Source organism: Lysinibacillus sp. FJAT-14222, from assembly GCF_001278875.1.
Classification (GTDB): domain Bacteria; phylum Bacillota; class Bacilli; order Bacillales_A; family Planococcaceae; genus Lysinibacillus; species Lysinibacillus agricola.
Genome location: NZ_LIYL01000038.1, coordinates 38487 through 55346 on the forward strand (window position 1 = coordinate 38487; position 16860 = coordinate 55346).

The 16860-nt window shown below is 37.1% G+C and carries 24 protein-coding genes; 21 read left to right on the plus strand and 3 right to left on the minus strand.

Annotation, left to right across the window (positions count from 1 at the left end; genetic code table 11):
• The first annotated feature begins 3 nt into the window (after positions 1-3).
• The 16 genes from AN161_RS16235 (at position 4) to AN161_RS16305 (ending at position 11882) form a co-directional block, all read left to right on the plus strand.
• Positions 4-1059, plus strand: a complete 1056-nt coding sequence (locus AN161_RS16235; RefSeq protein ID WP_053595391.1) for a phage tail sheath subtilisin-like domain-containing protein — start codon at positions 4-6, stop codon at positions 1057-1059.
• A 12-nt stretch (positions 1060-1071) separates the two neighbouring features.
• A complete protein-coding gene (locus AN161_RS16240) occupies positions 1072-1506 on the plus strand; it encodes a phage tail tube protein (RefSeq protein WP_053595392.1) in 435 nt (144 codons plus the stop codon).
• Between the two features lie 24 nt (positions 1507-1530).
• Positions 1531-1923 carry a hypothetical protein gene (locus AN161_RS16245; RefSeq protein WP_053595393.1) on the plus strand — a complete coding sequence of 131 codons (393 nt, stop codon included), beginning with the start codon at positions 1531-1533 and terminating at the stop codon, positions 1921-1923.
• A gap of 209 nt (positions 1924-2132) precedes the next feature.
• Positions 2133-4151, plus strand: a complete 2019-nt coding sequence (locus AN161_RS16250; protein WP_053595394.1) for a phage tail tape measure protein — start codon at positions 2133-2135, stop codon at positions 4149-4151.
• A gap of 14 nt (positions 4152-4165) precedes the next feature.
• Positions 4166-4588, plus strand: a complete 423-nt coding sequence (locus tag AN161_RS16255) for a hypothetical protein (RefSeq protein WP_053595395.1) — start codon at positions 4166-4168, stop codon at positions 4586-4588.
• Positions 4585-5565 carry a hypothetical protein gene (locus AN161_RS16260; protein ID WP_143114857.1) on the plus strand — a complete coding sequence of 327 codons (981 nt, stop codon included), beginning with the start codon at positions 4585-4587 and terminating at the stop codon, positions 5563-5565. Before AN161_RS16255 ends, AN161_RS16260 begins: the two co-directional genes overlap by 4 nt.
• On the plus strand, positions 5566-5847 hold the full coding sequence (locus tag AN161_RS16265; protein ID WP_053595397.1) for a DUF2577 family protein: 282 nt from the start codon (positions 5566-5568) through the stop codon (positions 5845-5847).
• On the plus strand, positions 5837-6283 hold the full coding sequence (locus tag AN161_RS16270; protein WP_053595398.1) for a DUF2634 domain-containing protein: 447 nt from the start codon (positions 5837-5839) through the stop codon (positions 6281-6283). The genes AN161_RS16265 and AN161_RS16270 overlap by 11 nt, the downstream gene beginning before the upstream one ends.
• A gap of 1 nt (position 6284) precedes the next feature.
• Positions 6285-7325: a baseplate J/gp47 family protein gene (locus AN161_RS16275; RefSeq protein ID WP_082340144.1), complete on the plus strand. Its 1041-nt coding sequence runs from the start codon at positions 6285-6287 to the stop codon at positions 7323-7325.
• Positions 7322-7669 (plus strand): hypothetical protein, encoded by a 348-nt coding sequence (locus tag AN161_RS16280; RefSeq protein ID WP_053595399.1) that lies wholly within the window; start codon positions 7322-7324, stop codon positions 7667-7669. Before AN161_RS16275 ends, AN161_RS16280 begins: the two co-directional genes overlap by 4 nt.
• Positions 7670-7679: 10 nt before the next feature.
• Positions 7680-8501 (plus strand): putative phage tail protein, encoded by an 822-nt coding sequence (locus AN161_RS16285; RefSeq protein WP_053595400.1) that lies wholly within the window; start codon positions 7680-7682, stop codon positions 8499-8501.
• Entirely contained in the window at positions 8498-10147 is a 1650-nt protein-coding gene (locus AN161_RS16290; protein ID WP_053595401.1) for a hypothetical protein, read from the plus strand. The genes AN161_RS16285 and AN161_RS16290 overlap by 4 nt, the downstream gene beginning before the upstream one ends.
• 13 nt (positions 10148-10160) lie before the next feature.
• Positions 10161-10568 (plus strand): hypothetical protein, encoded by a 408-nt coding sequence (locus tag AN161_RS16295; RefSeq protein WP_053595402.1) that lies wholly within the window; start codon positions 10161-10163, stop codon positions 10566-10568.
• Complete coding sequence (locus AN161_RS31095) at positions 10568-10678, plus strand: CD1375 family protein (protein ID WP_277815957.1); 111 nt, start codon at positions 10568-10570, stop codon at positions 10676-10678. Before AN161_RS16295 ends, AN161_RS31095 begins: the two co-directional genes overlap by 1 nt.
• 93 nt (positions 10679-10771) lie before the next feature.
• Entirely contained in the window at positions 10772-11164 is a 393-nt protein-coding gene (locus tag AN161_RS16300) for a phage holin family protein (RefSeq protein ID WP_053595403.1), read from the plus strand.
• A gap of 4 nt (positions 11165-11168) precedes the next feature.
• On the plus strand, positions 11169-11882 hold the full coding sequence (locus AN161_RS16305; RefSeq protein ID WP_053595404.1) for an N-acetylmuramoyl-L-alanine amidase: 714 nt from the start codon (positions 11169-11171) through the stop codon (positions 11880-11882).
• A gap of 53 nt (positions 11883-11935) precedes the next feature.
• Here the strand turns inward: AN161_RS16305 and AN161_RS16310 are convergent, their stop codons facing one another.
• From AN161_RS16310 to AN161_RS16320, 3 genes are all read right to left on the minus strand, one after another.
• Positions 11936-12187: a helix-turn-helix domain-containing protein gene (locus AN161_RS16310; RefSeq protein ID WP_053595405.1), complete on the minus strand. Its 252-nt coding sequence runs from the start codon at positions 12185-12187 to the stop codon at positions 11936-11938.
• 460 nt (positions 12188-12647) lie between these two features.
• Entirely contained in the window at positions 12648-13169 is a 522-nt protein-coding gene (locus AN161_RS16315; protein WP_053595406.1) for an SHOCT domain-containing protein, read from the minus strand.
• A 95-nt stretch (positions 13170-13264) separates the two neighbouring features.
• The gene (locus AN161_RS16320) at positions 13265-13492 is read right to left on the minus strand and encodes a helix-turn-helix transcriptional regulator (protein WP_053595407.1); all 228 of its coding nucleotides are present in this window, start codon (positions 13490-13492) and stop codon (positions 13265-13267) included.
• Between the two features lie 184 nt (positions 13493-13676).
• Here AN161_RS16320 and AN161_RS16325 point away from each other — a divergent pair, with 184 nt between their 5' ends.
• From AN161_RS16325 to AN161_RS16340, 5 genes are all read left to right on the plus strand, one after another.
• Positions 13677-13895, plus strand: a complete 219-nt coding sequence (locus tag AN161_RS16325) for a hypothetical protein (RefSeq protein WP_053595408.1) — start codon at positions 13677-13679, stop codon at positions 13893-13895.
• Positions 13892-14185: a hypothetical protein gene (locus AN161_RS16330; protein WP_053595409.1), complete on the plus strand. Its 294-nt coding sequence runs from the start codon at positions 13892-13894 to the stop codon at positions 14183-14185. The genes AN161_RS16325 and AN161_RS16330 overlap by 4 nt, the downstream gene beginning before the upstream one ends.
• 124 nt (positions 14186-14309) lie before the next feature.
• A complete protein-coding gene (locus AN161_RS16335; RefSeq protein ID WP_075807275.1) occupies positions 14310-15200 on the plus strand; it encodes a helix-turn-helix domain-containing protein in 891 nt (296 codons plus the stop codon).
• Between the two features lie 17 nt (positions 15201-15217).
• A complete protein-coding gene (locus AN161_RS30180; protein ID WP_198926898.1) occupies positions 15218-15355 on the plus strand; it encodes a hypothetical protein in 138 nt (45 codons plus the stop codon).
• Positions 15356-16002: 647 nt separating this feature from the next.
• The gene (locus AN161_RS16340) at positions 16003-16797 is read left to right on the plus strand and encodes a carbon-nitrogen family hydrolase (RefSeq protein WP_053595410.1); all 795 of its coding nucleotides are present in this window, start codon (positions 16003-16005) and stop codon (positions 16795-16797) included.
• Positions 16798-16860: the final 63 nt, after the last annotated feature.

The window sequence follows — 16860 nt, forward strand, 5'->3', positions numbered from 1 at the left end:
ATAATGGGCCTACCGCAAATTAATATTGAGTTTATAGGTAAAGCTGAGAATGTTATCAAACGTAGTCAGCTAGGAATTGTAGCTTTAATTTTAAAAGATGATGTGCAAACAGCTGATACAGTGATTTATAAAAACATTGAGGATGTGCCAACAGATGGATGGTCTCCAACAAACTTAGATTATATTCAATTAACGTTTAAGGGTACACCTGGCAAAGTAATTATTGAACGTTTGCCATCAACTGCAGCCGATTACACTGATGCATTGATACGGTTAAATAATAAACGCTTTAATTACTTGGCTATACCAAGTATTGGAGATAAGGAAACAATAACCACAGCTTCTTGGATCAAATCCAAACGTGGCCAGAAAAAGACTGTTAAAGCTGTACTACCTAACTGTAAGGCGGATCATGAAGGGATTATTAACTTCACAACAGGCGGAATTAGAGTGGGTGAAAAAGAGTACACGACAGCTGAATACACATGTCGTATTGCAGGCATTTTAGCGGGGTTGCCATTTACTCGATCATCTACTTATTACGAGTTGAACGAAATCGATGCTATTACAGAAATAGAAGATCCTGACGAAGCTGTTGATAATGGTGAACTTATTCTTATCAATGATAGTGAGGTTATTAAAATTGGACGAGGTGTAAATAGTTTAACGACACTTATAGGGGTAAAAACGGAAGACTTTAAATCAATTCGAATCATGGAAGTGCAAGACCTGATTAAAGATGATATTCGTACAACCTTTGATAAATATTATGTCGGTAAATTAATCAATAGCTACGATAACCAGGTTCTATTTATACAGTCTGTAAATGTTTATTATGCAGGGTTAGGGGGGCAAGAAATACTAGATCCTAAATTTGATAACTTAGCAGAAGTAAATGTGAAAAAACAGCGTGCTGCATGGGAGAAAATAGGTGTCGATACATCCGATTGGGACGATCAAAAAGTCAAAGAAAGAACTTTTAAGCGCAATGTATTTTTAGCCGGAAAGGTCAAAATTGTTGATGCGATGGAGGATTTAGATTTAGATATTACAATTTAAGGAGGGGAACACATGGAAAAGTTTAAGTCTAATCGCGTTATTAATGGCACATATGGTAGCGTGTGGGTAAACAATGAAAAATGGCTAGATGTTGAGGAATTTGAAGCTAAAGTTTCTATTGATTACGAAGATGTAAATATGGCAGAAGATCCAGCCACTCATAAAAAAATGACAGGTTGGACAGGTGAAGGTTCTTTAAAAGTGAAAAAGGTGTATAGCCGAGGTGCGAAGTTATTAGCAGCCGATGTTAAAAAGGGTAAGGTACCCGAGGTAAATATCGTAGGTAAGCTTGCTGATCCTGACGCTTTCGGTTCTGAACGTATGGCCATTAAAGAAGTAACTTTCAGTGAATTCATGTTAATGCAATTTGCACAAAAAACAGTCGGAACGGAAGAATTACCATTTGCCTTTGCGGATTACGATCTAATCGATTTAATTAGTGCCTAAATAAATATATCGGAGGAAATATAAATGTCTAAAAAAACAATCAAACGATTATCAGTAACAGATTTAATTAAGGAAAAAGAAAAGTACCAAGTGAAGGATGATGTTACTGAGGAAGTACTTGTAGAGCGTTTAGGCGTTGATGTAGTTTTACGTAAACCTGAAAAATCTCTTTGCGTAGATACTATGAAAATGGCTCGCGATGAAAATAATGATACAGACGCAGATACGTACATGGTGTATAACACGATGGTTGAACCAAATTTAAAAGATGCAGAATTACAGAAAGCATATGGTGTTACATTACCAACCGACATTGTGGTGAAAATATTTGATCCTGGTGAAATTGAACAATTATCAGGTATAGCATTTGAATTAGCAGGGTATAAAAAAGGCGGGGTTAAGGCTATAAAAAACTAATTGATAGTGATGATGATTTTTATTTTCTTCATCACTATATACAAAAAGGTCACACACTCGATTATCTGTTGAACTTGCAGTATGACGAAAAGTTGTTCATGACTGCAAGTTTGGATAAAGAGTTGGAAGAAAGAGATAAACGTATGAAAGCTGGAGCGATTGCAACAATACCGTTCTAGCTTTTTTCTTTTGCTAAAGGCGGTGAGGAAGTGGGAAAAAGGGTTATATCTGCAGTCTTATCGTTGAAAGATCGTGATTTTTCTAGCAATTTAAAACGAGCGAGTGAACGATCAGATGATTTCGGCCGAGGTGTTACCAGGGTAGGAAATCAGATACAACGATTCGGGCAAGGTGCTACCAAGGCATTTAAAACGGTAGCGATGGGTGTCGGAGCAGTAGGTGCTGCCGGAGTTGCGGCATTAGGTGCAGGCGTTGCAAAATCCATTTTTGATATGGATAGTGCTTTTGCTACGTTGCAAGCCCAAACTGGTGCAACAGCCGAGCAAATGGAAGTATACGGTAGTGCAGCAAAAGAAGTATTTAGCAAAGGGTACGGAGAAAACATCGATGAAGTAACAAATGCATTGGCTCGCGTCAAACAAAATATGAGTAATATCGATAATGGGGAAATTAGTAAAGTTACTTCAAATTCGATGTTATTAGCAAAAACATTTGATTCTGACGTAAACGAAGTCACACGTGGCGCGAACAACATGATGGAAGCTTTCGGTATCACGTCAGAAAAGGCGTTTGACCTTTTTACAGCAGGTGGCCAACGTGGTTTGAACTTTAGTAATGAGATGTTTGACAATGTTGCCGAGTATTCATCTTTGTTTGGCAATATGGGGTATAGCGCGGAAGAATATTTCGGCATCATGGAAAGAGGCTCAAAAGCTGGCGTTTACAATTTAGATTACGTGAATGATGTCATGAAAGAGTTTCAGATCAGGGTTAAAGATGGCTCGAAATCAACAGATGAAACATTCTCAGCCATGAGTAAATCAACATTTGATCTTTGGGAATCATTCAATAGGGGTGAAGCAACTGTCGCTGAGGTTGCAAGTGCTGTAACAAGCGAGTTGAAAGGTATGGATGACCAGGTTACTGCCAACCAATTAGCTGTATCACTTTTCGGTACAAAATGGGAAGACCTCGAGGCAGGGGCTATGTATGCAATGCTTGGTTCAAAAGAAGCTATGTCGGATTTTGAAGGAGCTACGGATTCCGCATCAGCCAAAGTGGAAGGGAGCCTTAAAAATAGGCTAGTTTCGTCTTGGCGTGAACTGCAGGTAGGAATAGCTGACGTTGTAAACGGAGCAGGAGCGCAGGAGTTTTTACAAGGTGTTGCGGATAAAGCTGATGAACTTGTACCAGCAATTCAGGGCGTTGTTGAAAAAGCTTTTGAATTTGGTAATACGGTGAGAGAAAATTGGGGGCCAATTAAAGAAACTCTTATTGGTGTGAGTACAGCGGTAGCCGTTGTAGCTGCAGGAATGGGGGCTTTGAAAGTTGTCACAACAGTAACGTCAATGATTAGTAGTTTTAAAACAGCTATGGGTCTTGCTACTGCAGGTCAATGGGCTATGAATACAGCTATGCTAGCCAGTCCGCTCACTTGGGTAGTTGTTGGTATTGCTGCAGTAGTTGCGGCAGGTGTCGCGTTATATCGTAACTGGGATGTAGTTAAAGAGAAAGCAGGCGAGTTGTGGGGTAAAGTGACGGAGGTATTCGGTGGTATTTATGACTGGGGGATGTCTAAAATCCAACCTGTAACCGGATTTTTCCAGGGCTTATACGAAAAGTTTGTTAGTTTTAAAGATGCAATTACTAGTTTTAAGTTACCTGATTGGGTGTCGTCAATTGGCGGTACACTAAGTGGGGCGGCATCGAAAGTAGCAAGCTTTTTACCATCGTTTGATGTAGGGACTAACCAAGTTGCGAGTGATATGACTGCTAATATTCATAAAGATGAAATGATAATTCCAGCACGCCAAGCGGCTCGTATCCGTGCTGCAGGAGGGACGATTGATAACATCGATCAAATGATTCAACCGAAATCTGTTGCAGTGGCAAAGCCTGCACCATCGGGCAATACATCACAAGCAACACCTTCGAATAATGGTGGTATTTCACTTGTTATTGAAAATATAAATGCAAAAGGTGTAACGGCAATGGAAGTGGTAAATGAAGTGGTGCCATTATTAAAATTAAGATTGGCCAATATGTAGGGAGGTTGAAAAAAATGGATATATTTTTAAGTATCAATAACCGCAAACAAATTATTCAACTTCCTATTGTGCCATCTGAATTTAAAATAGCTAGCCCGATGAATAATGAAACATTCACAACCATTAACCAGGGTGATATTAAAGTAATTGGCCGTAGGGGATTGAAGTCGCTAACGATTGAAAGCTTTTTTCCTTCAAAACATTATCCCTTTTCTCGAAATCGAGCCTATAAAGGTTGGGAATACGTTGAAATCATTGAATCTTGGATTGGTAAGAGAGTCCCTATTCGTTTAATTATCACAAATACACCAATTAATTTAGCAATGACTATCGAAAACTTTGATTATGGACCACAAGATGGTTCGGGTGATATTTATTACAGTCTCAGTCTATCGGAATTTAAGTTTATTAATCTTGATAAGAAGAAGGTGAAATGATGGCTCATGAATTATGGTTGATTAAGGGTGGTACCAAGACGAATATAACACCAATGATAGGCACTTTAACCTGGCGTAGTAACATGGCGGAATTAGGGGATGAACTTAATTTTAGCATTGCTTTCAATGATACAAATTACTTTCCAGTGAATCCGTGCGACATAGGCGATATGGTTGTTTTGCTTAACAATGGAAAAGAAATCACGCGTGCTATTATTGTGGACGAGGTAAAGAGTGGGACTGCTCCAATTGCATACATTGGATTTGATTATGCCTTTTATCTAAATAAATCCACAGCTGTATATCAATTTAAAAAGCTATCTGCAGACGCCTGTATTAAGAAGCTGGCAAAAGACTTCAATATTCCAATTGGTAAGATCACATCTATTCCTAAACCAATATCACAAATTTATAACGATAAAAAAGTAAGTGATATTATTAAAGACATTTTAGAGACTGCAGAAAAATCGTTAGGCGTGAAATATTTAATGGAAATGCGCCAGGGCAAACTATACATTGAAAAGCGAAGTAATGTAGTGGTAACAGGTACATTTCAACTTTATGAAGGTGGTACAAAGTACGACAATCATTCAGCTATTATGAATCCATCTAAAAGACGCAGCATCGTGGACATGGCCAACACAATTCAGGTTGTAGGCAACAATGATAAAGTTGTTTTAACAAAATCGGATAATAAAATGGTTGAGAAATATGGTCGAATTACTAAAGTAGTTAATCTAGATCAGAATGAGAAGAAAAGTGCTAAACAGATTGCTGAAAATGAATTAAAGCAGTTTTCCAAAATTATCGAGGAAAACGAAGTTGAATTAATGGGCGATGATAATTTTAGAGCTGGCCGACTATTTAAATTAGAGGAGCCAGTAACAGGCATTAAGGGTACATTTTTGATCAAAGATGTATTACACACGATAAGTAAAGGAATTCACACGATGAAACCGAGTTTTGAGGTGAAGTAAATGGATCCAATAACTGAACTGGCCCTGATAATTAAAGGTGGCCAAGATGGTACAAATGCAAGCACTTCAAAATCTATGACAACTGGAAAAGTAATTTTGCCTCCACCTGTGGCTTTAATACAGCTAAATGATACGATTGATTTAGACAATGAACAACTTATATTTACCGAAACAGTTGTTACCAAAGGCTTAATTAACGGTGATGAAGTTATTTTAATACCGACAGCTGATGAACAACAGTATTTTGTAATCGATAAGGCGGTGAAGTTTGATGTTACCTAAGATTGCAGAACTTGAATTTAATACACAGGACATTGAAACAGACTTGCCGCCACTTGGTAAGTCTTTTTTATATGACTTTGATAAAGGGGATTTTGTGATACGTAACGGAAAGATGGTTGCAATTCACGGTCTTGAAACATTGAAGCAATGGATCTTAAAAGTTTTAAAGACTGAGCGCTTTCGTTTCAGGATTTATAAAGATATTCCTTATGGTGTCACAATTGCTGATTTAATAGGTTCTAGCTTGCCACGTGCATTTGTCGAGGCAGAAATTAAACGAGAAGTAACAGCTTCATTGATGGAACATACACACATTCAGGATGTCCAGGAGTGGCAATTTGAGCGTGATGGTAAATGGATGAGGATCAAATTTAGAGTCGTTACTGTAGAAGGGGCATTTGATATTGATGAACAGTTAAAGGAGGTGGCTGCTTAAAGTGGAAGATGAAAAACTCATTCATGATCGTATGATGTTAGGTATTAATGACGAGTACGACAAGGCAAAAGGCGAATTTATTTATGATGCAACAAAACCTGCAGCTGTAGAGTTTGCAAATCAGCAAAAGAAGATTGCAGAAGTACAAGATAAATTAGATGTCGAAAAGTTAACAGGTGATGAATTAACACGTACCGTATATCAACGAACGGGGCAAAGTCGAAAGTTGGCCACACAAGCGACAACGACTGTCATTGTATCGGGTGCAGCTGGAACAATTGTTAAGACTGGCGAATTAGTTGGCACAGATACAATTTTATATTCCGTAATTGAGGAAGCAACACTTAATGAAAGTGGATTAGGACATGTTCGAATACAGTGTAACGAGTTTGGCCAAATAGGAAACGTGCCAGCCAATACAATCAAAAACTTTCCTGTGTCAATTCCTGGCTTAATCAATGTGTACAACCCTGATTCTGTTGTGGATGGATATGACGAGGAAACAGATGATGATTTACGCCAACGGTATTACGATAAGTTACAACGTCCAGGTAAATCAGGAAATGAATATCATTACCGTGAATGGGCCTTAGAGGTTACAGGTACAGGAGATGCAAAAATATTTAAACGCTACAACGGCCCATTATCAATGAAAGTGGTTGTGATCGATGCGAATAAACTACCTGCACCGAATGAATTAGTGGAAGATGTGAGGGATCACATTGAGGTAGAAATGCCATTTGGTGTTGAGGATTTGCTTGTAATGTCTGCAGTTGCACTAAAGCTTAATTTAAAAGTTTCCTTAACATTAATGCCTGGCTACACTGAGGAAATTGTTATAAACAATATTAAAAAGAATATTACTACGCAATTAAAAGAAATAGCCTTCAAATCCTCTTTCGTTAGTTATGCAAAGATTGGGGCGCTTGTTATCGAAAGTAGTGGTGTTTTAGATTATCAGGATCTACTCATTAATGATTCCACAGCAAATGTTGTTATTCCTGATGATGCGGTGGCACTTATGGGAGGTGTAAATGAATGAATCACATGACAGTCTATTTAAAAGATAAGGTTCTAACTGACAATTTAAGGACAGCGACAGTATATGGTGCGTTGTTTAACGGTGACACAGAGGTGAATGCAGCAAGCTACTCGCGTCAATCTGCAGGCTTTACAGTACCAACAGATGGCCAAACATCGAATAACGCTGATATTTTATTCCCCATTGCTGCAGAGTCCTGGGGAGATATTTCACACATCGGCATTTTTGACGCAAAAACAGGAGGTAATTTGCTGTTTAAATCGCAAGCAGAATTTACAAAGAACATCGATGTGTCCAGCCAATACAAGATCCCTAAAAACTATCTAATTGTCCGATTGAAGTAGGTGATTAACTATGCACGCATTATCACAAACAGAATGGGGACAAGTTTCAGTCTTTACCTGGGGAGAGCTATCAGCGCACCAATGGGAATGTTTTAGATTAGCATTAATGATAACCGAAACAGAACTGCAGGCACAGGGCGTAACTGTAGCAACGTCAGGCACTTCACAAAATGAAGTCATAACAGAGCTACAAACGCAAGGTGTCAAAGTAGTTCAGTCGCCTATTATCATGCAAACACAAACTGAAATGATTACAAGTATAGTTGTTTCCACAAAAGACTATTTAACAGATATGGTAAAACATTTACCGCTGTATGAGCGCAAATCAACTGTTTTTAGGGCTATTTTAAGTTCTGAGGATAAAGAGTTCCGGAACACTGAACAACAGCTTGAAATAGTGGATAGAAACCTTTTTGTGGACACAGCTATTGAAGCTTTGCCAATTTACGAACGTGATCTTGGTATTAAACCAAATAGCTCATTACGCTATGACCAACGCAGAGAGCAAATTAATTCACGAAGTCGAGCAAGCTTTGACCAAACAACAAAAGAAACAATTAAGTTAGTTGCAGCTGCTTACAGTAATGGAGATGTTGAGGTAAATTCAACGGATACGCCAGGTGTATATGAGATTAAATTTATTGGTACAAAGGGCATTCCAAATAATATGAGTGGTCTTATGCAAGCGATTGATATTATTGTTCCAGCCCATTTGCAGTTTAACTATGTATATACTTTCAACACTTGGGGCTTTGTAAGTGAGCGCACGTGGGAAGATGTAAGCAAAATAACTTGGAACGATATAAGAATATGGGATGGGGTGAGCAAATGAAATATACACCAAATTTAAATTTAAAGAAGCCTGATTTAATTGAGAATGTTTTAATAACAGACTTAAACGAAAACATGGACGTGTTGGACACTGCAGTCAGTGAATTACAAGAAGGTGCAACTTCGATTCCTGATTTAGAAACAAATGATAAGACGTTGGCGGGGGCGATTAATGAGCTTAAACAAACGGTAAGTGATGTTCAAACAAATGCCAAAGAGTATACGGATCAACAACTTACTGAGCATAAGGTTGATTATGTGAAGCATCCTGCTATTGCTACCACAAAGCTAACTGGCGTTACGTATATAGTGGAACTTAACCCCGCACCTACTGGATATATAAATAACATGGGATTGGTTCTAACTATCGACGCCAGTTGTGCATCTGAATATTTAATTCAGATTAAAGGTACAGGCGTCAACAAAGTCGTTTATACTAGCAAGATGAAACAAGCAAAAAATGCAATTGCAGGGTCTATATTAACTCTTAGATATAGCGCGGATAAAGGGGCTTTTATCTTACAGGGTGATGGGGGGTCTGGTAACGCACAACCGCAACATGTGCGAAAAGGTTACACATTTACAAATGACGAAGGCGAACAAACAGGGAATTTAGTTGCTTATGGTGTGGGTGAGACAATAAAGGCACGGTCATTAGTCGATAGCGACTATATACAAACTAACGTTGCCGAAAGAATAACTGGCGGAGGCTTCTTTGCCACATCAGAAGTCGCAACCATCAATGGAGTCGAGTACGGCTTTTCTTATTACGGAACTACTAGGGATAGTAAGATTTATTGTTGGGAAGTACTGACAGGTAAGTTGGTCTACCAAAGGGCTTCGGCGTACCAGTATAAAGGTCGCGTGGTTGTTGTTGGCGACAAACTTTATATGGGCTATGAAGATTACGACGGTGTGATAGGTTACGGTTGTGGATTAGAAGTAATAAACGCATTGACAGGTCAGCGTATAAGCTACGAAAAAGCCATAGGGTCTTACAATATGAGTTATGTTAATGATATTTGTCTATACAATCTCAACAGCACGCCATTCGTACTAGTGTACGGCTATATAGGTACTATATATTTAATCGCAAAATACAGTATAGATGGTAAATTTATAGAAATGAGCAGTAACGTTGGGGCGCAATTCAACGATGTATTGCCTCTTTGGATACAGACTGCAGGTTCTACTATTTACCTAGCTAGTACTGACTGTATATACGCGTTTACATTCGCTTATCAATTTATAGCCAAAACGTCACCGTTCGGAGCTTATTCGCTAGGAGGCATAGCACCGAACCACCTCGGCGGTTTGTCAGTCTTGCATAGATTAGGCGTTTTAACTCATTATTCGACGTCATTAGCTATAGTAAACTCCATACCTGGGATAGTTCAAGATGGTACAGGTCTAGCAATGAAAGGTGAGTATTTTGCTTACTCGACTGACACTCTTATAGTGTTATTTAGGGCTACTAACAACGGAACTTCCTACAGTCTGGAAGCCCAAAAGGTGTTCAGGACTAATTACACTGTTGGTTATCCAATAAAATGTTTAGGTTTTTCAGAAAATGCATTCGTCGCACCTGTCTACAATCTATTGATGAATCCACCAGTATTTTCAAGAACACTAAAAGTTAAATACTAAAGGAGATATAAACATGGGAAAAGTATTTTTATTTCTAGAAAAAACAGACGAGCCAAATGTAAAGCGTATTGCTTCATACCACCACGCACCAGAGTTGTTAACAGAGGAAGAATTAAAACTAGGTATTCTAGTGGACGAAGTGCCACAAGCTGAAAATATCCCTGATAAACGCGCCGAGTTGTTTTATAACACGGATACCCAGGAACTATTTTACAAATATTTCGACGTAGAGTTACCGCCTATGTCACCAGAACAACTAATTAAAGACTTGCAAAAAGAGCTAAACGCTGTAAAAGCAGAAAATAAAACGTTAATGTTGGCATTGGCTGAATCAGCAGAGGCACAGCAACAAGACAAAATAGAAAATCAATTAGCTATTGCGGAATTGGCAGAATTAATAGCAACTAAGGAGGTTTTATAATGGCTAAATTATATTGGGATTTAATCAAATTAACACTAAGAACGATTGACCAAGTGCCATTATTATGGCGTGAAGATGTAAAAACATTACTCAATAACGAAAACAAGTAAACGCAGCATAAGCTAGCGTTATTTTTTATGCCTTCCACAGATGATTGTGGAGGGCTTTTATTATACAAAAAACCAAAATGAAGGATGAGGAAAATGAGTATGATTGAATGGTTACAACGTTTTTTGGAATCAGATAGTTCAAAGTTAATTTATATTTTAGCGTTAATTTTAAGTGCCAACATGATTGATTTCACAATTGGTTGGCTCAACGCTAAGTTTAATAAAAAAGTAAAGTTTAGTAGTGCGAAAGCGATTTTTGGTATTGCTCGTAAATTAGTGTTGTTTATCGTACTTGTGTATGCAATTCCTGTAGCACTTCTTATGCCAGCACCATTAGGAATTAGCGCATTGTATGTATTGTATATGGGCTATTTATTTAGCGAGATTAATTCAATTCTTAATCATTTTAAATTGACGGATGATGACAAGAGTATGGATCCATTCATTGAGTTTTTCAAAGGCTTAATGCGTCGAGAGGGGAAGTGAGGAAATGACTTATGCTATCGAAAAACGTTTGATGTCAGGATTGCCAAACTATGCTTTGGAAGCTATTAAATATGTTATTGCTCATGAGTCAGGCAATCCGAACAATTGTGGTCCAAATGCATTAGAAAATGAAATAACAAATATGAATCGAAATAAAGCAAAGGCATTCACCTCACATTGGGTAGGTGGTGGCGGTCGCATTGTTCAAATTGCACCAGTTAATCGTGTACAGTACGGTTGTGGACCTAAAGGCAATCCACTTAGCTATGCACAAGTAGAATTAGCGCGTACAGCTGACAAAGAACAGTTCAAGAAGGATTATGCGGCTTATATTTGGTTGTTACGCAAGCTTGCAAAAGATGCTGGGATTCCTGTTATTTTAGATGGAACAGGCAACGGTATTAAATCACATCGATGGATTACACATAATTTAGGAGGCACTACTCATGTAGATCCGTATTCGTATTTGCAGAGTATGGGAATTTCAGAAGAACAATTCAAGCTAGACATTAAAAACGGCTTAGATAAACCAACAGAAAAGGATGATGATAAAATGCAATTTACAAACGAGACAACTAAAGCTGCAGTACGTGACCACATTAAACAAGCAGTTGATAAAAAGCTGATTGATAAGTCATGGCTAGATAAATTCGACAATGGAACAATGACTACAGGTGACTATGAAGGCTTGAAACTTATCATTGCACAGCGTAGTTAGGAATAGCAAAGACCAGGCGCTCAATTGAAAGTGAGTACCTGGTCTTTTTTTGTTTATTCGTCATATGGTCTGTATTTAGCATGCAATTCTTTTGCTGCTTCTTTTCTAGCTTCCACATCTTCACGTAAAAACATTCTATCTCTTGGTAACTCTTTGATAGGAACTAACTTTCCACGCTTTACAAGTGAATTTAATGATTGCCTAGAAATTTGCAATTCCTCCAACACTTCTGATGATGTTAAGATTTCAGTTTGAACTAATTTAATAAAATCTTCTTTGCTATTGAAAGAGTAGTTTTTCGACATTGTATTATACCACCTAATATTTATTATTTTCTTCTCATTATAACAACTGTTATACCAATAACTACTAGTGCTGCAACTATGAGAATTGAAGTTAAGATCATCATATGACACACCTTCTTTCTTGATGTTTTTGTTTGTATCTCAATTTAAAATGTTCTATAGTTAGGGTAGAAGGCTAAGGGGGTCAGCCTTAACCTTCTTTTTAAAAACTTTTGTTGGGCGCTACTTCTTTGAAGTAGTGTCTTTTTTGTTGTTCTTAATCACTATCTGTAAGTTAATCAGTGTGATTATTAAGTTGATGAACGCGGTTAGTGCAACTACTCTTTCAATCTCCATTTTTCTTACCCCCTTTCTATACTCTTATTATAGCATAACTACATACTTAAGTAAATAGATGTTGATGATTTATTTTCCTATTATGCTAAAATATTTCAATAAAAAAGCCACTCAAATGAGTGACCTAGATTCCTAACAATTGCTTTTTCTTCGCGTCAAATTCTTCTTGCGTTAAAATCCCATCATCTAATAAATCCTTCAATTCACGAATTTCATCACCAATATCATACATATCCTTTCCCTCTTTAGATGAAGGTGCAGATGCATTCTTGGTCATTATCTTTAGATTCTCGATACCCGATTTAATTTCAAGTGCAATATGCGCTGGTACATCGTCAATGATAGCTATGTTTCCAGTAGATACTATTTCAATTTTTGAATAAACAAGTTTATTAGAAATGTTGATACTACTAATAGAAGACAAAGGAATGCTCGTTTCATCATTGGATACGATCCCTTTGATTTCATGTAATAAGATTCGTTGGTCAGTGACATAAAGCTGTTTTGTACCTTTTACAGATGCACATACAGCGAGTAATGCTTCACCTTGTTCTGTCAGTCTATCGTCAAACATTTGAATTTGTTTTGCCATTGCTTTCTTTTTGCCAAAGCCAGCAAATTTTATTGTTTCTGCTATTGTATCCATGTCATGCACTCCTTACTTATTTGTAATTTAATTCTATAGAAAATCTTGCCAATAGTACATATAAAAAAACAGACAACTGTAATTAGTTATCTGTTTTAATCAATATCTTCTACTTCTACGATTTTAAATAATTCATTCATATCAGTTATATCAAATGCATTCAACAACTCGTTGATAGTGTTTTTGGTATAACTTTTTGTTTTGTCGTTGTATAAATCACTAACTGCTCGGTTTGTTAAATTTGTTCTTTCGACTAAATCTTTTTGTTCCCACTCTTTTTCTGCAAGCAAAACACGTAAACGTAATTTAATTTCTTTCGCCAAAGAAATCACTCCTTTAAATGTATTTCATGTACTTAAATTATATAATATTTAACTCAGATACACAATTCGTAATTGAAATTTATATTTTAATTGTTTATTGTGTAATTAAGATATGTTATTTACATTTTAAATGTATATAACGAAAATGAAATACGTTTAATCGTAAAAACAAGGAGGGAAACCAATGAACAATTATTTTAAGTTCGAGCAAGAACGATCTAGATATTTATTAGAGCAAACACTTGTATTATCAACGGTGAAAGGTCATTTGAAAGGAACAATCAAGTACGGCGAATCAAGGGATGTTGTCGAGTTTGCAACTATGTTACTAGGAATCATAAACGAAGGTTTGGCAGTTGTGGAAGAAAAGTTTTCTGATAAAAAGGAGCTGGGTGCGGAATGAAAAATTTAGCTGGATTAGAAGTAAGTAATTTAATCTTTGAAACTATAGAGAAACGTGTAGAAGTTTCAAAAACGGAGCCTTATGTATTCATTATTCATGGAGTGAATGCAGTCGGAGGTAAATTGAAAAGTGCATATTCAGCTTTGAAAAAAATTGAAAAATGGGCGGTATCAAAGGGAGCAGAAGTAAAGCTCTTAGAGGAAAAAGGATACTCGTTAAAAGTAGAAATTACAGATCCAGTAGCTGCACGAATTGAATCCCACTATCGTGCTTCAGATTTAAAAATTTAAAAACTGAACAGGGAGCATCACAGCTGGTGCTCTCGATTGAGTTTTTAAATAACTCTTTAAAAGACGAACAATATTTAGTTTCAGGATCCATTAAAGTTCGGAATTAGAAAGTGAGGTGAAAACGATGGCATTTGAATATTTAGGAACATACAAAACATTTGAATCAATAGCAGATATGGACACGGCTGTAGAAAATCACATGGCAGCACACTACTATGATTTGACTGAATCAGAACGTGCCATCGTTTTCAAGCTTGCTAGTCATGCTTTGGAACATCCAGGGGCCTGTCACTTAAAGGCGGCAACTATTGCTGCAACATTGGAGATCAGCACGAAGACGGTTTATCGAGCTATTACAAAATTAGAGTCACTAGGAATTATCAAGAAAGAAACGACTGTAAAAAGCAAAGGTGGACAAGGAGCAAGCATTTACATCATTTTGCCTTACAATGTCCCAGCGTCAATGTCCGAGCGTGAAAACGTTGAAAAGCATTGTGAGAGTAAGGTTAGAGAGCAACAATTCGAAAACCTATCTTTAAACTCTTTTAATCTTTTAAGTTCTAAACATGCAAATAATATTATGAGTCTTGAAAATGAATTAGCTTTGCAAGCTGAAAAGAAAAAGGAATACATGAACGAGTACCAAGTGATGTTATTCGATTTCATGCACTCATTACCATTACGTGACGATTTAAAGAACCAGCTACATAAGTGCATACTGGCTACAAAAATGAAAGATATACGTGATTTTGTGAACGCTAAAGACGTTTTAGCTAACATTTTCCGTGATATTACGAACGGTACATTAACAATTGCTAGTACATTAAGAGCCGTATTCGTAGGGGCATATGGTAAGGCTGTAGAACGTTTGAGTAATAAATCGGATAAATCATCATATATAGAAGAAACACCAAATAGAGAACGTCCAGTACCGTTTTATAACTGGTTAGAAGAACGTGATAGTCGTACACAAATAAATAGCAGACCAAACATAGAAAATTGGCTGGAATGGTAGAGAGGGGAATATAAGATATGAAAGAACAAAAACAAATTACTATGTATGATTTTATAGAACAACCAATTAAAAAACTTTCCACAGATGTTAATAAAGCTGTTGATAAAAAGAACGTAATAGTGCCTCGTGTAGTAGGGTATATTGTGCGGAGATAAAGAAAAGACCACTCATCGCTAAGTGGTCTTAATTAGATAGAAGAAAGCATGGGTGGTCATCAGTAAAAATAGGCGACTTTAGGAGACCAAAAAGCGACCAAGCGACTGAAGAAATCTAAATTAGGCTACTTTTAAATGTAGTATAATGAAATTCACAAAAGCGTAAATGCAGTAAAACAAACACTTTTGTAAGTGTTAGAAGTTGTTTGTACATTAAATCTAAAAGCTATTACTTTTTTTACTAATTGTCTAGAGTCTTTATTTACAAAGGTGGACGCACAGAAAACGCAAGCGTAGATTTACCGTTATTTTTATTGAACAATGCCCATAAAACATAAGTTTAGGAATTACTTTTAAGTACTTTAAAATAAATATTTAATTTTTTTATTAATTACTGTAACTTTTATTGGACTTAATCGTACTAATTAATAGAATCTAAAACTAAGAGCAAAAATGATTAGTAAGATTCACTTTCGCGAAAAGGCCAGGGCTCACTTTATTGCTGAGATCCTGGTCTTTTTGTATTTGTTCCAAAGCTGCTCTTAGCTCAGACAACAGCGATAACATTTTCAGTTGTAGTATAATGGAATCTAGAAAAGCACAAATGCAGTAAAAGAAATACGTTTGGGAGTAGGGGAGGAATTAAGATGAAAATTGGGTGTATCCAACTAAATGTTGGTTTTGGTAAAGTGGAAGAAAATTTTGCTCGAGCTGAGGACAAAATTCGTGAAGCGGCAAAACAAGGTGCAGAAATTATTGTACTACCGGAAATGTGGAATTCAGGCTATGCACTTGAAAAATTACAAGAGCTTGCAGATGTGGATGGAGAACGTTCGAAAGCATTTTTATCAGGTTTAGCGAAAGAGCTTGGCGTACATATTGTTGGAGGCTCTGTTTCAACGAAGAAGGGCGATAAATTTTACAACACGATGTATACGTTTGATAACAATGGTGAGTTAGTAGGTGAATATAACAAGGCACATCTTTTCCGTTTGATGGACGAGCATTTATATTTAGAAGCAGGGGATGAAATGAATCGCTTTGCTCTAGGTGATATCGAGGCTGCAGGCGTGATTTGCTATGATATTCGCTTCCCAGAATGGCTACGTGCTCATGCCTTAGAGGGTGCAAAAGTATTATTCGTGCCGGCACAATGGCCGACGCCACGTATCGATCATTGGAACACATTGCTACAAGCACGTGCCATTGAAAATCAATGCTTCGTGATCGCTGTTAATCGTATATCGAGAAAGGTAGAAAACTTCAATGGTCAATCCATGATTATTCAACCATGGGGCGAGGTGCTTTGGGTTGGCGCAGAGGACGAAGAAGTCGCTGTCATTGACGTGGACTTTTCGATTGTCGATGAAGTACGAGGTAGAATTCCAGTTTATGACGATCGCAGACCAGCATTATACAGTGGAGTAGTTGCTAAAAATTAAAATCTGATAGCACGCTCAAAGAACAAAGCAACTTTGAGCGTGCTAATGATATAACATCGCTGA

What these genes read in the sequence shown, in the direction of transcription:
- AN161_RS16235 (WP_053595391.1), top strand. Translation starts at nt 4, where the DNA reads ATGGGCCTACCGCAAATTAATATTGAGTTTATAGGTAAAGCTGAGAAT.
- AN161_RS16240 (WP_053595392.1), top strand. Translation starts at nt 1,072, where the DNA reads ATGGAAAAGTTTAAGTCTAATCGCGTTATTAATGGCACATATGGTAGC.
- AN161_RS16245 (WP_053595393.1), top strand. Translation starts at nt 1,531, where the DNA reads ATGTCTAAAAAAACAATCAAACGATTATCAGTAACAGATTTAATTAAG.
- AN161_RS16255 (WP_053595395.1), top strand. Translation starts at nt 4,166, where the DNA reads ATGGATATATTTTTAAGTATCAATAACCGCAAACAAATTATTCAACTT.
- AN161_RS16260 (WP_143114857.1), top strand. Translation starts at nt 4,585, where the DNA reads ATGATGGCTCATGAATTATGGTTGATTAAGGGTGGTACCAAGACGAAT.
- AN161_RS16265 (WP_053595397.1), top strand. Translation starts at nt 5,566, where the DNA reads ATGGATCCAATAACTGAACTGGCCCTGATAATTAAAGGTGGCCAAGAT.
- AN161_RS16270 (WP_053595398.1), top strand. Translation starts at nt 5,837, where the DNA reads ATGTTACCTAAGATTGCAGAACTTGAATTTAATACACAGGACATTGAA.
- AN161_RS16280 (WP_053595399.1), top strand. Translation starts at nt 7,322, where the DNA reads ATGAATCACATGACAGTCTATTTAAAAGATAAGGTTCTAACTGACAAT.
- AN161_RS16285 (WP_053595400.1), top strand. Translation starts at nt 7,680, where the DNA reads ATGCACGCATTATCACAAACAGAATGGGGACAAGTTTCAGTCTTTACC.
- AN161_RS16290 (WP_053595401.1), top strand. Translation starts at nt 8,498, where the DNA reads ATGAAATATACACCAAATTTAAATTTAAAGAAGCCTGATTTAATTGAG.
- AN161_RS16295 (WP_053595402.1), top strand. Translation starts at nt 10,161, where the DNA reads ATGGGAAAAGTATTTTTATTTCTAGAAAAAACAGACGAGCCAAATGTA.
- AN161_RS31095 (WP_277815957.1), top strand. Translation starts at nt 10,568, where the DNA reads ATGGCTAAATTATATTGGGATTTAATCAAATTAACACTAAGAACGATT.
- AN161_RS16300 (WP_053595403.1), top strand. Translation starts at nt 10,772, where the DNA reads ATGAGTATGATTGAATGGTTACAACGTTTTTTGGAATCAGATAGTTCA.
- AN161_RS16305 (WP_053595404.1), top strand. Translation starts at nt 11,169, where the DNA reads ATGACTTATGCTATCGAAAAACGTTTGATGTCAGGATTGCCAAACTAT.
- AN161_RS16310 (WP_053595405.1), bottom strand. Translation starts at nt 12,187, where the DNA reads ATGTCGAAAAACTACTCTTTCAATAGCAAAGAAGATTTTATTAAATTA.
- AN161_RS16315 (WP_053595406.1), bottom strand. Translation starts at nt 13,169, where the DNA reads ATGGATACAATAGCAGAAACAATAAAATTTGCTGGCTTTGGCAAAAAG.
- AN161_RS16325 (WP_053595408.1), top strand. Translation starts at nt 13,677, where the DNA reads ATGAACAATTATTTTAAGTTCGAGCAAGAACGATCTAGATATTTATTA.
- AN161_RS16330 (WP_053595409.1), top strand. Translation starts at nt 13,892, where the DNA reads ATGAAAAATTTAGCTGGATTAGAAGTAAGTAATTTAATCTTTGAAACT.
- AN161_RS16335 (WP_075807275.1), top strand. Translation starts at nt 14,310, where the DNA reads ATGGCATTTGAATATTTAGGAACATACAAAACATTTGAATCAATAGCA.
- AN161_RS30180 (WP_198926898.1), top strand. Translation starts at nt 15,218, where the DNA reads ATGAAAGAACAAAAACAAATTACTATGTATGATTTTATAGAACAACCA.
- AN161_RS16340 (WP_053595410.1), top strand. Translation starts at nt 16,003, where the DNA reads ATGAAAATTGGGTGTATCCAACTAAATGTTGGTTTTGGTAAAGTGGAA.